The organism is Amniculibacterium aquaticum (genome assembly GCF_003852705.1).
Classification (GTDB): Bacteria; Bacteroidota; Bacteroidia; order Flavobacteriales; family Weeksellaceae; genus Amniculibacterium; species Amniculibacterium aquaticum.
On record NZ_REFA01000007.1, the window covers coordinates 60,612 to 74,341 of the forward strand.

Sequence of the window (13,730 nt, forward strand, 5' to 3'; positions counted from 1 at the left end):
TTTGTTTTTTATTGAAATAAAAAAACAAAAAAAAGAGACTTACATTTCTGAAAGTCTCTTTTTACAAGCGCATAGTCTTTATTTCTTAATCACTTTGTACGGTTTGCCGTCAATATTGATGATGTACATGCCGTTGATCAGTTGCCTAAGGTCTATGGTGTTTTTCCCTTTGTTTAGAGAAAGTTCTTTCACTTTTTTTCCGGTCATGTCAAAAAGTTGAGCCGTTGTTTTAGAAAGCGATTCTATAAACAGTTCTCCTGTGGTTGGGGTAGGGTATAGCTTTATTGGGTTTGCAGCACTTATTTCTTGGTTGGCAAGGTTGGTAACACAAGAGCTGTCGTACACATCTCCAGAGATGCTCCAGCCTTTGGTGTTGATCAAGATGTTTCTGTAGGTTTGTGCTTGTGGTCCGTACAAGATGTTGTCGGCTTTCATAGTTCCGTTTTGTGGGAAGTTTGGGTTGTTGGCCCATCCCATCAGGGTTTTGGAATAATTTTCACAAGTCATACCGGTGTTTGATAGAAAGTCTAATAAATTATATGCTTTAATATCCCAACTACCCAAGTCTTGGTTGAAGTTGAAGGCATTGGTAAACATATTGTAGATTTGAGTAGCATTGCTTACATTCCAATTGCTGATGTTGCTGTTGAAGTTGTATGCCGATTGAAACATGCTGGACATGTTGGTGACATTGCTTACATTCCAACTGCTGAGGTTTCCGTTGAAATTTGTAGCATAATAAAACATGTTTTGCATATTGGTAACATTGCTTACATTCCAATTGCTGATGTCGCTGTTGAAATTATCAGCACTACTAAACATGCTGAACATGTTTGTAACATTGCTTACATTCCAAGAGCCAATCGGAGCATTAAAGTTGGTACAGCTAGAAAATAAACTAGACATATCCGTAACATTGCTGACATTCCATTGGTTGATGTTGGGTATGGTCGTGATGGCATAACAATACGAAAACATTTTTGCCATGCTGGTCACATTGGAAAAGTTCGGGATGTCGGTAGCGGTTATTTGTAAATCAGGACATCCTTGGAAAGAACTGGAGAGGTCGTTAAACCATTGTACATTCCCCCATTGTTGCAATTCTTTTATCTCATAATTGTCATTATAATTCAATGCGGGGTGTCCAAAGACAAATTTAAAGTTCCGCTTGGGGTAATGTCCAAAATGTAATCTCCAGCTATAGGAAGGGCAATGGTGTTCAGTCCAGAGTTTACCGTAGCAGTACCGGTAACACTGGGATCGCCTACTTTTGTGTATTGATAGCTATAGCCTCCTAGGGTGAAAAGTTTGATACTTCCATCGCTCACCGACCATTTGGTCTTAATGGGATTGTTTTGCGCAAAAGCATGTGTTCCTGCGATCATCAGCAGGAAAAAAGAAAGAGTTTTCATGGTTATTGTTTTTTAAAAAATTGCCGCAAATATAAATCTTCAACCGCGATAAATATTACGGTTTCCCGTAAGAATTGAAAAATAATGGATAAGCTTTTTGCTGTCAACCAATTATTTGTTTAATTAAAAAAATGGATGCGACACAATGATGGGTCGAAACAGAAAAAACAAGGATTATTTCGTACTTTTGTGTAGGCAATAATTTTTATGAATATTCTTTTGTTAGAAGATGATCTGATACTGTCATCTGAGATTTCAAAATTTTTAGAACAAAAAAATACGGTGTGTACCAAGGTCTATTCCGGCGATCAGTTTGTAGATCAATTTAAAAAGGACAACTACGATGTTTTTCTATTGGACATCAATGTGCCCAACGGAAATGGTTTGGATATTTGTTCGATGATCCGAAAAGAAGATGTTTTGGTGCCCATACTGATGATTTCTGCCTACGGCGAACTTTCGGATAAAATGGATGCGTACAACCGATATGCCGATGATTATTTGGTGAAACCTTTTCATTTTGATGAATTGTGGATGAAAATAAACTCCTTGCTCCGCAGGACATCTAAAGAAGAACCTTCGGATGTGATCCGGATTGAAGATTTGGTCATCAACAAGCCGCAGAGAAAAGTGACCCGTTGCGGAAAAGAAATTACCCTGACTTTAAAAGAATTTCAACTTTTGGTATTCTTGGCCGAAGCCGAAGGAAAGATTGTCTCCAAGCAAGAAATTACCGAGCAAGTATGGGAGCATAATTTTAATACCAATACCAATACCGTTGAGGTGTATATTAATTTTTTAAGAAAAAAAATTGATAAAGATTTTTCAACCAAACTCATCCATACCCGTTCGGGATTTGGATATTACATGAGTTCAATCTAAGCAAGAAGAGATGTCTTTAAAACGAAAAATAGCCATCAGAATCAGCATCGTGTTTTCCATCCTTTTTGCGGTGGTCATGGTGGTTATCTATTTTTCTTTCAGCGATTTCAGACGGGACGAATTCGAAAACAGATTCAAGCAGCGTTTGGTTTTTACCGTTCGTTTTATCGAGCAATCCAAAGATTTTGATGAAGAGGCTCCTGTTTTTTTTAATGAAAATTCGGACAATGTTTTGCTCAACGAACAGATTCTGATCTTTAATGAAGAAAAAAAACTCATCTACAGCACGGTGAAAGACGATGTTATCCACTGGGACGATCATCTTTTAGAAGATTTAGACGCCAACAATACCATTTATAAGGAAGGCGGCTCACCGGATATTTATGCCGCATTGCGAAAGATTAACCGTAGAAACTACTACATACTGACCAGTGCTCAAGACATAACGGGAGTGGCAAAACTGAATTATTTGAAATATTTATTACTCTTTTCGTTTTTAATCACAGGGTTAAGTATTGGCTTTCTGAGTTATTATTTCATGGGGAAATACCTGTTGCCTTTGGAGGTGCTGAACACAAAAATTAAAGACATCACCTCGAGTCATGAATTGAGTCCTATACATTTTACAGATTCCGGTGACGAGATTGCAACATTGACCAAATCGTTTAACATCATGCTAAGTCGTTTGAATGTAGTCTTCGAAGCTCAGAAAGGATTTACGGCAAGTGCATCGCACGAAATTCGGACACCTTTGGCCAGGATGGCATTTCAGTTGGAAAATTTGTCGCATGAAAAATCCGTGTCTCATGAAGATCGTTTGCGGGTTGATAAGATTCTTCAAGAAGTATATCAGCTTTCGGATCTAACGCAGTCGCTATTGCTGTTGGCAAAAATGGAGGATCAAAATAAGGTGAACACTTTTGAAGAGGTTAGGGTAGATGAGGTAATCTTTGATGCCTATCAAAAGGTGAAATCCAATTTTCCGGAATTGGAAATGAATTTTTTAATCGTCGAAAATGTTCAAATGGACTATACCTTTAGCATCATGGGGAACAAGTCTCTGCTGGAAATAGTTTTAATTAATTTATTGAAAAACGCAGCGCTTTATTCAGATCAACCCAAGGTGGATGTACTTGTTGATGAAACCGAAACGGGGTTGAGGATTGATGTAGATTCAAAAGGAAGTGCCATTACAAAGGAAAAGCAAGAGAAAATGTTTCAGCCTTTTTCTCGTGGAGAAAATGTACAGAATGTTCCGGGATCGGGTTTGGGCTTGGTTATTGTGAAAAGAATCATGGATTTTCACAAAGGAAAAGTTGCCTATTGCAACCCAATGAAAGGGACAAATCGATTTACATTGCTTTTTGGTAAATAAGATCATCGTGGAAACAAGGCTTATTAATAGGATTAAATTCTGTAGATGGATAGTAGAAGTGTTAATTTTTTCTAAAAAGTTAAAAAACATCATTTTGTAAAAGAAAATATTTCCTTACATTTGCACTCTGAAAACGGTTGCTATTGATATCAATGCGAGATTTTAATAAAATTGAATAAATTTTTATTAAAAAAAGTTTTGGTATTCAAAAAAATACTATATTTGCAAACCGAAAATTTGATAAATTAATATTAAATAACATAAAATCATGGCAAAGGAAACGTTTAATCGTAACAAACCACACTTGAACATTGGTACTATTGGTCACGTTGACCATGGTAAAACTACGCTTACTGCAGCAATCTCTGCTGTATTGTCAAGTAAAGGTCTTGCTGAGAAAAAAGACTTCTCTGCAATTGACTCTGCTCCGGAAGAAAAAGAAAGAGGGATTACTATCAATACTGCTCATATCGAATACGAAACTGAAAAAAGACACTATGCGCATGTTGACTGTCCAGGTCACGCGGATTATGTTAAGAACATGGTAACGGGTGCTGCTCAGATGGATGGTGCTATCGTAGTATGTGCTGCAACAGATGGTCCAATGCCTCAGACTAGAGAGCATATCTTGCTTTGTCGTCAGGTAAATGTACCTAAGATTGTTGTTTTCATGAACAAAGTTGACATGGTGGATGATCCAGAATTGTTAGAGCTTGTTGAAATGGAACTTAGAGACTTGTTGTCAACTTACGATTTCGATGGTGATAACTCTCCAGTAATCCAAGGTTCAGCTTTAGGAGCACTAACTGCTGCTACTGCATCTCCTGCGAACACTGAAGATCAATGGTTCAAATCTGTTGAGACTTTGATGGATGCTGTTGATGAGTGGATCGACGAGCCGGTAAGAGATACAGATAAGCCATTCTTGATGCCTATCGAAGATGTGTTCTCTATTACAGGTAGAGGTACTGTAGCAACTGGTAGAATCGAAGCTGGTGTTGTTAATACTGGTGATCCTGTTGATATCGTAGGTATGGGTGATGAAAAATTGACTTCTACAATTACAGGGGTTGAGATGTTTAGAAAGATCCTAGATAGAGGTGAAGCTGGTGATAATGTTGGTCTATTGTTGAGAGGTATTGAAAAAACTGACATCAAGAGAGGTATGGTTATCGCTAAGAAAGATTCTGTGAAGCCTCACAAAAAATTCAAAGCATCTGTGTATATCCTTTCTAAAGAAGAAGGTGGTCGTCACACTCCATTCCACAACAAATATCGTCCTCAGTTCTATGTTAGAACTACCGATGTTACAGGTGAGATCTTCTTACCAGAAGGTGTAGAAATGGTAATGCCAGGTGATAACTTAGAGATCACTGTAGAATTGTTGCAACCAATCGCTCTTAACGAGGGTCTTAGATTCGCGATCAGAGAAGGTGGTAGAACAGTTGGATCAGGTCAGGTTACTGAAATTATCGACTAATCAATCTAAAATATTAAATAGTTCCGCGAGGAAACTTGCGGGACTATTTTAATCTACGGGCATCGTCCAATGGTAGGATACCGGTCTCCAAAACCGTTGATCAGGGTTCGAGTCCTTGTGCCCGTGCAAATAAAAGAACAATGAGTTTAGCAAATTTTATAAAAGGATCTATTACCGAGTTTAAAGAAAAGGTAGAATGGCCAAAATGGCCAGAGCTACAGTCTTCTACTATCGTAGTTTCTGTTGCTACACTTATCTTGTCGGTATTTACTTTTGGAGTAGACGAAGTTTTCTCTAAATCCTTAAGAAATATCATCGCGATGTTAATTAATGTCTTTAATTAATTAAATATTTTCCACCTATGAACGATTTGAAATGGTATGTGCTGAAAGCAGTTAGCGGACAGGAAAATAAAGTGAAAAACTACATCGAGAATGAAATGAGAAGATTGGGTTTTGAAGCCTATGTAACTCAAGTAGTTATTCCGATGGAAAAAGTAATCCAAGTAAAAAATGGAAAGAAGTCGGTTAAAGAAAGACCCTTCTATCCAGGATACTTAATGGTAGAAGCTAATTTGTTAGGAGAAGTACCCCATGTAATTAAAAATATTCCGGGCGTAATTTCTTTCTTGAGCTTAACCAAAGGTGGCGATCCAGTGCCGATGAGAAAACATGAAGTGGATAAAATGCTTGGTAAAGCAGATGAATTATCTGAATTTGCACAAGATATTGCCATTCCATACTTGGTTGGAGAAACTGTAAAAGTTATTGATGGACCGTTTAACGGATTTAACGGGACCATTGAAAAAATCCTTGAAGATAAAAGAAAAATTGAAGTTTCTGTACTTATCTTCGGTCGTAAAACACCAATGGAACTCAACTATATGCAAGTAGAAAAAATAGTTTAATGAACTATTAAAAAAATAAATAAGCTTTCTGAAAACAGTTAGCTTATTTTTTTTGTAAAATATTTTTGCATATAAAATATTATTCATACTTTTGCAAACCAAAATACCGTCTTGTGAAGTGAGATAAACAATTCGGTATGAATAATAAATGCTTCCAAACTCATTTAATATTCAAAATTTAAAAATCATAAAATGGCTAAAAAAGTCTTTAAAATGGTAAAACTTCAGGTGAAAGGTGGCGCTGCTAACCCTTCTCCACCAGTAGGTCCAGCATTGGGTTCTGCAGGTGTGAACATCATGGAGTTTTGTAAGCAATTTAACGGAAGAACCCAAGACAAGCCAGGACAAGTTTTGCCTGTAGTAATTACAGTGTACGAAGACAAATCTTTTGAATTCGTAATCAAAACACCTCCTGCTGCAATCCAATTGATGGAAGCTGCAAAGATCAAGGGCGGTTCTGGAGAACCTAACAGAAACAAAGTAGGTGCTGTAACATGGGCACAAGTACAAAAAATCGCCGAAGATAAAATGAGTGATTTGAACTGCTTCACCATGGATTCTGCCCTTACAATGGTTGCTGGTACAGCAAGATCTATGGGTGTAAGAGTAACAGGAACTAAACCAACTAACGCTTAAAACTAATTACAATGGCAAAATTAACAAAAAAGCAAAAAGAAGCTTTAAGCAAAGTAGAGAAAGGTAGAGTATACAGTTTAGTAGAAGGTACTTCTTTGGTAAAAGAAGTAAATACTGCTAAATTCGATGCTTCTGTTGATATCGCAGTTAGATTGGGTGTAGATCCTAGAAAAGCAAACCAAATGGTAAGAGGTGTAGTATCTCTTCCTCACGGAACTGGTAAAGATGTTAAAGTATTGGCATTGGTAACTCCAGATAAAGAAGCTGAAGCTAAAGCTGCAGGTGCTGACTATGTGGGTCTAGACGAATATCTTCAAAAAATTAAAGAAGGTTGGACAGATGTTGATGTTATCGTAACCATGCCAGCTGTAATGGGTAAATTAGGTCCATTAGGTAGAGTGTTAGGTCCAAGAGGTCTAATGCCAAACCCTAAATCCGGTACTGTAACCCTAGAAGTTGGAAAAGCGGTTTCTGAAGTAAAGTCTGGTAAAATCGATTTCAAAGTTGACAAATACGGTATCATCCATGCTGCAATTGGAAAAGTATCTTTCGATGCTGATAAATTGAAAGAAAATGCTACTGAATTGTTGCAAACTCTTATGAAATTGAAGCCAACTGCTGCTAAAGGTACTTATGTGAAGTCAATCTATTTGTCTTCTACAATGAGCCCAGGTATTGCAATTGATACAAAAGCTGTAAACTAATAATAAATCCTAAAGACAATGACAAAAGATAATAAAGTTGTAGCAATACAAGAGATCAAAGACTTGCTTCAGGATGCTAAAGTTGTTTATGTAGCTGATCTTGAAGGTTTGAATGCTCAAAAAACATCTGATTTCAGAAGACAAGCATTTAAAAATAACATCACTGTAAAAGTGGTAAAAAATACATTGCTACAAAAAGCAATGGAACAATTGGATGTAGATTTCTCTGAAATGTACGGTACATTCAAAGGTAACTCTGCTTTGATGGTTGCTGAAACGGCTAACGCTCCAGCAAAATTAATCAAAGACTTCAGAAAGAAGGATACTAAGCCAGCTTTGAAATCGGCTTTCGTACAAGAAACTTTCTATTTAGGAGATAACAACCTAGAAACTCTTGCAAATATCAAATCTAGAGAAGAAATGCTTGGAGAAATCATCGGATTGCTTCAATCTCCTATCCAAAGATTGGTATCTGCATTGCAAAACAAAGCAGAAGCTGCAGGTGCAGTTGCTGAAGAAGTTGTTGCCGAAACTCCAGCAGTGGAAGAGGCTCCAGCAGCAGAAGCTACTGAAACTCCAGAAGCTTCAGCTGAGTAATTTTACTCATAACAAAAGTCCAAGTCTAAACTTGGCATAGAGAAAGACTCTCAAAAAAAATAAACATAATCGTTCAACAAAAAACATTAAAAAAATGTCAGATTTAAAGAATTTAGCGGAAACGCTTGTTAACCTAACGGTAAAAGATGTAAATGAATTAGCAACTATCCTTAAGGATGAGTACGGAATCGAGCCTGCTGCTGCTGCTGTAGTTGTAGCTGCTGGTGGTGGTGCTGATGCTGCTGAAGAAAAAACAGATTTCGATGTAATTTTGAAATCTGCAGGTGCTTCTAAATTAGCTGTTGTTAAATTGGTTAAAGATTTAACTGGTGCTGGTCTTAAAGAAGCTAAAGACATCGTAGACGGTGCTCCTTCTCCAATCAAGCAAGGTGTTCCTAAAGACGAAGCTGAAGCTTTGAAAAAACAATTAGAAGAAGCTGGTGCTGAAGTTGAATTGAAATAATTTTCAGTTTCAAATATCGAGAAACGGTGCAATTTATTGCACCTTTTTTTGTGAATTTTAATACCCCCGATTGAGATATACATATTGAAGATGCTCTATTGTTGAAATTGAAACGAAATCATTATAGACAACCGTTAATTGTATTGAGGTTCTCTTTTTCACAGTGATTGAAAGGGGGATTCTATATGTGTAATACCCTCTCTTTTAGAAAATCTTTTTGCTGAACAAATGTACTACATAAAATATTCTTTTGGCTTGCTGATTGGTGTAGTAATTTTTTTTACCTTTGCGCTAATAAAACACAAATAAAGGTGGGGAAAATTTATTTTTATAAAAACTCCGTCCTAGAAAGGAACTTAAAACTAAAGGATTTCTTTTCTGGGGTTTCTTATCGTTGTTTTATTGTAGCATTTCTTTTGGTCTGTTCGGGTTTACTTTTCCAAGAGTCTGTTGTTACTGGGTTAGAAAATATTCATATTTCAGAAGGAGCTACTATTATAACAGAACATACTGATAATAAAATTACAGTAATTACTTCTTCATCCACAAAAACTTACTCACAAGAAGAAAAATTCCTAATCACCAAAATTGATGTTAACCAAAACAAAAAAAAGGTTTACACGAAGAAAAATATAGCAAAAGATAATTCGTTAAAAAAGTTCGAAAACATTAAAAACTCTGCTTTATTTTGCAATACAAACTCAGAATCTAGCAGTTCTTTTGAAATAACAATCATACTCCAAAAGCAATGTACCAACGGGTCTAATAATAGAAATGAATCTTTATTAAAACCAGAAAACAGCTGGAAAATAGCTTTAGTTAATTACCAGACTAAAGATAACATTCTATATCTCTTTTATCTTTCTAAAAAAGCAAATGACTCTTTATTTGCACGTCCTCCACCTAGTGATTTGGTATAAAAATTGCTAACAAAATTAAACATTTGTTTAGATTTTTAATTTCATTAAAATTTAAACACCTCATATAATAATATACAAAAACAACAATGATAACAAATTTTTCTAAAATTTTTGCGTTGATATTAACCTTAATATTTTCTGCAAATTATTACTCACAATGTACAGGTTGTACAGTAACAAACCCAGTATCATCTGGCAATTATACATTTCCTGCTAATAGTACTGTTTGTTTTACTACTAATACAACTCTTGGAGATGTAACATTTGAAAACAACAGTAAAATATGTGTAGCACCAGGTGTTACTGTAATTATTCAAAATGATGTAACAACAACTACTGGTGATAACATTACATTTGAAATTGGTGGTACATTGCATTTTAATCAAACCACTAATATTGATGCTAATCTAACCATTAATATTCAATCAAATGGTCTTTTGAAAGCAGGAAGCACTGGCAACAATAACTTTAGTTTCAATGGTGGTTCAAATAATACATTAAATAACTTTGGAACGATGCAAGTAAACGCTTTACAATTTCAAGATAGTGGCGCTACAAACATTGTTGATAATTATGGCACTCTTACGATTGGATCCAACATTAATATTGAAGGAAACACTACTTTTAGAAACTGGCAAACCATCAATATTGGACTAAGTTATAACAATAACGCAACCAGCACTTACATAAATTGTGGTACCATAAACTCTTCTAATGGGTTTGATCTAGGCGGTGGTAGGGTAATCAATACTGGGAATTTTAATGTTTCAACTTCCGGTAGTGGTGGTAGTTTAGATTTACCAACTGGCAGTAGTTTTGAAAATTATGGAATTCTAGATTCTAGAGGATCAACCAATAATAATGGCACAACTAGTACTATTTATAATGAAGGTCTTGTAAAATTTAACACCTATCAAGGTGATGGCTGGTTAAGAGGACCAAGCAGTTCCTCAAAGAAAGGATATTTTGAAGTAGCAACTATATTAACAAATAATACTGCAAATGTAGGTCCTAATCTAGATTTTAAAAAGACTGGTGGTGTATCATCACTCGTTTTTAATGCTACCCCTACTTATGTTACTTCTACTGGCACTACCACTACACAAGCTGGAGCAAATGTTACTTTTGATTGTATAGCAGCTGCAAACTGTTCTGCACCTTTGGTAACTAATATTGGTGTTTGTCCTAATATAGACGGTACATTTCCACCCCAGGCAAATGATGATGCGTTCACAATTTTTGCAGGCAGTTCTTCTGCCACCAATGTTTTAGCAAATGATTTTGAGCAATTTGATGGTGCAGCAGCCACTACTTCTAATGTTACCATTACACAAGTATCTAGCACCAATTCTGGAGTAACCTTAAACACATCTGGTATAGTTTCTGTAGCAGCTGGTACACCAGCTGGAGTTTATACTATTGTGTATGGAATATGTAGGATTAGTATTCCTTCAAGTTGTGAGCCTGCAAAAGTTACTGTTACAGTGCCATTAGACTCTGATGGTGATGGGGTGCCAGATTCTACAGATTTAGATGATGACAATGATGGTATTTTAGATACTGCAGAATGTGGAAATATTTTACAACTTTCTGGATTTGAAAATATATCTGGTTTGTCAAATGGTAATAATATTGGCGTTTCTATAGCTCCGTGGATACTAGGACCTGGTAATGCTGCTAACGTTGTACAAGTAGATGGAGCTGGAGGTTATGATTATGGTAGTAGCGGTCCTTTTGAAGATGCTGACCCTTCAACTGGAGCTGGGGTTCTTCAGCATTATCTAGATATTACAAATGGATCTAATAGTTTCTATCAAGTATTTACAATTCCTAGCACAACCACTGTTACTTATTCTGGGTATTTTTCTTCTAGAGATAATGTCTATGGAAATGCTAGCTTGTCTATATATACTGGTTCAAATGGCATTGGGGGTACTTTGGTTGACACATCGGGATCAATTGCAATTTCTGCAATTGGCGGAAGTGAGATTGCTCCTTGGGTTTTTGTAAAAAGAACTGTAACACTAACTCCTGGTACATATTCATTCGTTGGTTATATGAATAATGATGCTAATTTTGATGACGGTAAAGTTGAAGGTTGTAGGGATACAGATAATGATGGAACTCCTGATTATTTAGATTTAGATAGTGACGGAGATGGTTGTCCGGATGCTATAGAAGGAGACGAAAACGTTTTGGCTACACATTTGTCTGCATCTGGTGCAATTAATGTTGGTGCAAATGGAACGGGAACACTTTCAGTAAATGCAAACGGAGTTCCTAATTTGGTAAATGCGGGCGGACTGGCAGATGTAGGTTCAGATGTAGGACAGGGATTAGGCAGTTCTCAGGATGCTTTGGTTACGGTATGTTTCATTGATGCTGTTAACGACATCAACCAGACGCCAATAAACACCCCAGTTTCAGGAAATGTATTGACGAATGATGAAGCCGGAAGTACAATTACAGTTCAGTCTGCAACGTATATTAATGCTGCAGGAGCAACCGTTCCTCTTCCATTGGGAACTGCAACACAAGTTTACACTTCAACAGGAACATTGGCAGGATCAATGATTTTGAATGCGGATGGAACCTATACTTTTACGCCGGCAACAGTATTTACAGGAACAGTTCCGGTAAATTACACTGCGGTAAATTCAGTTGGAAGTACAGATACGGCAACGTTGGAAATTTCCGTAATTCCATCGGTGAATACAACATCAAATGACAATCCAATTGCTCAGAATGATACTGCGGCCACAGAATCAGGAACTCCAGTTTCTTCCAATGCATTATCCAATGACAGCGATCCGGACGGAAATATGCTTACTATCGTTCAGACAGGAACTAGTGTAACTTTGGGCACTGCGACAGTGGTTTCAGGAATAGATGCAGCAGGAAACCCTGTTGCAAATGCAGGAACTATAACGTTGAATGCAAACGGAACCTACGCTTTTGTACCGGCTGCAGGATTTGTCGGAACAGTAAACCCAATCAGTTATACAGTTTCTGACGGAAACGGCGGAACAAGTACTGCGGATATCAATATCACAGTATATCCTAATGTTGCAGGAGTAAACAATACCTATGCAAACGACGATGCGAATACCGCTCCGAAAGGATCTTCAATGACAGGAAATGTGAAAACAAATGATACTGATCCTGAAGGAAACACTTCTGCAGTTACTGCAGCAAGCGCAAGTTTCGGAGGAACAACAACCGCTATAACAATCGGCTCAGCAACGAACATTCCTGGAGTGGGAGCATTGACTCTTAATTCAGACGGAACTTACAGTTTCGTACCGAATGCAACATTTGTAGGAACTGTAGTAGTACCTTACACAATTTGCGATAACGGCACGCCTCAAGCATGTGATCAGGCAACATTGTATTTAACCAGCTTAGATGCACTTGCAGGATATTGCTATAAACTTCCTGTCACTTCCGTAACAGCCGTACCTTCAAACCACGGTATCACGGCATTAGGCAGAGCAGGAGCCGACAACAGCAACTGGCCAATGGTAAGACAAAGTGCTTGGACAGTTCTTGAAGCCAAAACCAAAGGATTTGTAGTGAACAGAGTGGCGAACCCTACCACAGATATCGCCAACCCTGTGGAAGGAATGATGGTATTCGATACTACAGCACAGTGTTTGAAAATCTACAACGGAACAGTTTGGTCTTGTTACTCAACACCGGCTTGCCCATAATTAGATTTAAAAGGTTAAAATTTTAATTCAACAAAAAAAATTAAAACAAAAGACAAAATGAAAAACATTATAGCATTACTAACACTTACGGTATCTACTTGCGCATTTGCGCAGGTAGCGATCGGAAAGTCATCGGTAACCAATACTTCCGTTTCACTTGAATTCGGAGATTATGTAGCAGGGCAAGCAAGAGGAATTATCGTTCCTTGGGCAACACCACAAACCAATATGCAACAGGGAACCATTTTATTTGATACTAGTGATAAAATCATGAAGTACCGTAAAGCTGACGGAAGCTGGTTTAATTTAACAAAAAATGAAACCACAACCGTTGACGGACAGGCGAATTACGATACCACAGGAGTGGTGAACATCACACTTCAGGCATCATTAACGGACAAGCCTGATGCAAAGGCTGCGATTGGAACCCCAACAGCAACTCCCGGAATTTTAGTTCTGGAAGACGCCAACAAGGCCATGATTTTACCAAAAGTTCCAAGTCCACACCAGAACATCATCAACCCAGAACCGGGTGTAATGGTTTACGACGCCACCACAAAACAACTCGCTGTTTTCAACGGTAAAGTTTGGAGCTTCTGGAAGCCGTAAGCGACTTAGTTAAATTTATTTTTAACAAAATTTTA

At 37.2% G+C, this 13,730-nt stretch carries 14 protein-coding genes and 1 tRNA gene; 13 read left to right on the plus strand and 2 right to left on the minus strand.

Going from position 1 to position 13,730, the window contains the following annotated elements:
* Window positions 1–78: 78 nt before the first annotated feature.
* Together EIY84_RS04535 and EIY84_RS04540 are read right to left on the minus strand one after the other, a co-directional pair.
* On the minus strand, window positions 79–1,134 hold the full coding sequence (locus EIY84_RS04535) for a BspA family leucine-rich repeat surface protein (protein ID WP_124640722.1): 1,056 nt from the start codon (window positions 1,132–1,134) through the stop codon (window positions 79–81).
* Window positions 1,131–1,412: a hypothetical protein gene (locus EIY84_RS04540; protein ID WP_124640723.1), complete on the minus strand. Its 282-nt coding sequence runs from the start codon at window positions 1,410–1,412 to the stop codon at window positions 1,131–1,133. The genes EIY84_RS04535 and EIY84_RS04540 overlap by 4 nt, the downstream gene beginning before the upstream one ends.
* A 207-nt stretch (window positions 1,413–1,619) precedes the next feature.
* Between EIY84_RS04540 and EIY84_RS04545 the strand changes: the two genes are divergently transcribed.
* The 13 genes from EIY84_RS04545 to EIY84_RS04605 all read left to right on the plus strand — a co-directional run bounded on the left by EIY84_RS04545 (window position 1,620) and on the right by EIY84_RS04605 (window position 13,695).
* Window positions 1,620–2,294: a response regulator transcription factor gene (locus EIY84_RS04545; protein ID WP_124640724.1), complete on the plus strand. Its 675-nt coding sequence runs from the start codon at window positions 1,620–1,622 to the stop codon at window positions 2,292–2,294.
* 10 nt (window positions 2,295–2,304) lie between these two features.
* Complete coding sequence (locus EIY84_RS04550) at window positions 2,305–3,669, plus strand: sensor histidine kinase (protein ID WP_124640725.1); 1,365 nt, start codon at window positions 2,305–2,307, stop codon at window positions 3,667–3,669.
* Between the two features lie 268 nt (window positions 3,670–3,937).
* A complete protein-coding gene (gene tuf, locus EIY84_RS04555) occupies window positions 3,938–5,149 on the plus strand; it encodes an elongation factor Tu (protein ID WP_124640726.1) in 1,212 nt (403 codons plus the stop codon).
* Window positions 5,150–5,204: 55 nt separating this feature from the next.
* Window positions 5,205–5,275 (plus strand) — tRNA-Trp (locus EIY84_RS04560).
* 14 nt (window positions 5,276–5,289) lie between these two features.
* Window positions 5,290–5,493: a preprotein translocase subunit SecE gene (gene secE / locus EIY84_RS04565; RefSeq protein WP_124640727.1), complete on the plus strand. Its 204-nt coding sequence runs from the start codon at window positions 5,290–5,292 to the stop codon at window positions 5,491–5,493.
* Window positions 5,494–5,510: 17 nt separating this feature from the next.
* Entirely contained in the window at window positions 5,511–6,056 is a 546-nt protein-coding gene (gene nusG / locus EIY84_RS04570; RefSeq protein WP_124640728.1) for a transcription termination/antitermination protein NusG, read from the plus strand.
* Window positions 6,057–6,248: 192 nt separating this feature from the next.
* Window positions 6,249–6,692: a 50S ribosomal protein L11 gene (gene rplK, locus EIY84_RS04575; protein WP_124640729.1), complete on the plus strand. Its 444-nt coding sequence runs from the start codon at window positions 6,249–6,251 to the stop codon at window positions 6,690–6,692.
* Between the two features lie 11 nt (window positions 6,693–6,703).
* Window positions 6,704–7,396 carry a 50S ribosomal protein L1 gene (gene rplA, locus EIY84_RS04580; RefSeq protein WP_124640730.1) on the plus strand — a complete coding sequence of 231 codons (693 nt, stop codon included), beginning with the start codon at window positions 6,704–6,706 and terminating at the stop codon, window positions 7,394–7,396.
* Between the two features lie 18 nt (window positions 7,397–7,414).
* The gene (gene rplJ / locus EIY84_RS04585) at window positions 7,415–7,993 is read left to right on the plus strand and encodes a 50S ribosomal protein L10 (RefSeq protein ID WP_124640731.1); all 579 of its coding nucleotides are present in this window, start codon (window positions 7,415–7,417) and stop codon (window positions 7,991–7,993) included.
* 94 nt (window positions 7,994–8,087) lie between these two features.
* Window positions 8,088–8,456: a 50S ribosomal protein L7/L12 gene (rplL, locus tag EIY84_RS04590; protein WP_124640732.1), complete on the plus strand. Its 369-nt coding sequence runs from the start codon at window positions 8,088–8,090 to the stop codon at window positions 8,454–8,456.
* 311 nt (window positions 8,457–8,767) lie between these two features.
* Window positions 8,768–9,376 carry a hypothetical protein gene (locus tag EIY84_RS04595; protein WP_124640733.1) on the plus strand — a complete coding sequence of 203 codons (609 nt, stop codon included), beginning with the start codon at window positions 8,768–8,770 and terminating at the stop codon, window positions 9,374–9,376.
* A gap of 86 nt (window positions 9,377–9,462) precedes the next feature.
* On the plus strand, window positions 9,463–13,086 hold the full coding sequence (locus EIY84_RS04600; RefSeq protein ID WP_124640734.1) for a beta strand repeat-containing protein: 3,624 nt from the start codon (window positions 9,463–9,465) through the stop codon (window positions 13,084–13,086).
* A gap of 57 nt (window positions 13,087–13,143) precedes the next feature.
* Complete coding sequence (locus EIY84_RS04605) at window positions 13,144–13,695, plus strand: hypothetical protein (RefSeq protein ID WP_124640735.1); 552 nt, start codon at window positions 13,144–13,146, stop codon at window positions 13,693–13,695.
* The last annotated feature ends 35 nt before the right edge of the window (window positions 13,696–13,730 follow it).

What these genes read in the sequence shown, in the direction of transcription:
- rplL (WP_124640732.1), top strand. Translation starts at nt 8,088, where the DNA reads ATGTCAGATTTAAAGAATTTAGCGGAAACGCTTGTTAACCTAACGGTA.
- EIY84_RS04605 (WP_124640735.1), top strand. Translation starts at nt 13,144, where the DNA reads ATGAAAAACATTATAGCATTACTAACACTTACGGTATCTACTTGCGCA.
- rplA (WP_124640730.1), top strand. Translation starts at nt 6,704, where the DNA reads ATGGCAAAATTAACAAAAAAGCAAAAAGAAGCTTTAAGCAAAGTAGAG.
- nusG (WP_124640728.1), top strand. Translation starts at nt 5,511, where the DNA reads ATGAACGATTTGAAATGGTATGTGCTGAAAGCAGTTAGCGGACAGGAA.
- rplJ (WP_124640731.1), top strand. Translation starts at nt 7,415, where the DNA reads ATGACAAAAGATAATAAAGTTGTAGCAATACAAGAGATCAAAGACTTG.
- rplK (WP_124640729.1), top strand. Translation starts at nt 6,249, where the DNA reads ATGGCTAAAAAAGTCTTTAAAATGGTAAAACTTCAGGTGAAAGGTGGC.
- EIY84_RS04600 (WP_124640734.1), top strand. Translation starts at nt 9,463, where the DNA reads ATGATAACAAATTTTTCTAAAATTTTTGCGTTGATATTAACCTTAATA.
- EIY84_RS04545 (WP_124640724.1), top strand. Translation starts at nt 1,620, where the DNA reads ATGAATATTCTTTTGTTAGAAGATGATCTGATACTGTCATCTGAGATT.
- EIY84_RS04550 (WP_124640725.1), top strand. Translation starts at nt 2,305, where the DNA reads ATGTCTTTAAAACGAAAAATAGCCATCAGAATCAGCATCGTGTTTTCC.
- tuf (WP_124640726.1), top strand. Translation starts at nt 3,938, where the DNA reads ATGGCAAAGGAAACGTTTAATCGTAACAAACCACACTTGAACATTGGT.
- EIY84_RS04540 (WP_124640723.1), bottom strand. Translation starts at nt 1,412, where the DNA reads ATGAAAACTCTTTCTTTTTTCCTGCTGATGATCGCAGGAACACATGCT.
- secE (WP_124640727.1), top strand. Translation starts at nt 5,290, where the DNA reads ATGAGTTTAGCAAATTTTATAAAAGGATCTATTACCGAGTTTAAAGAA.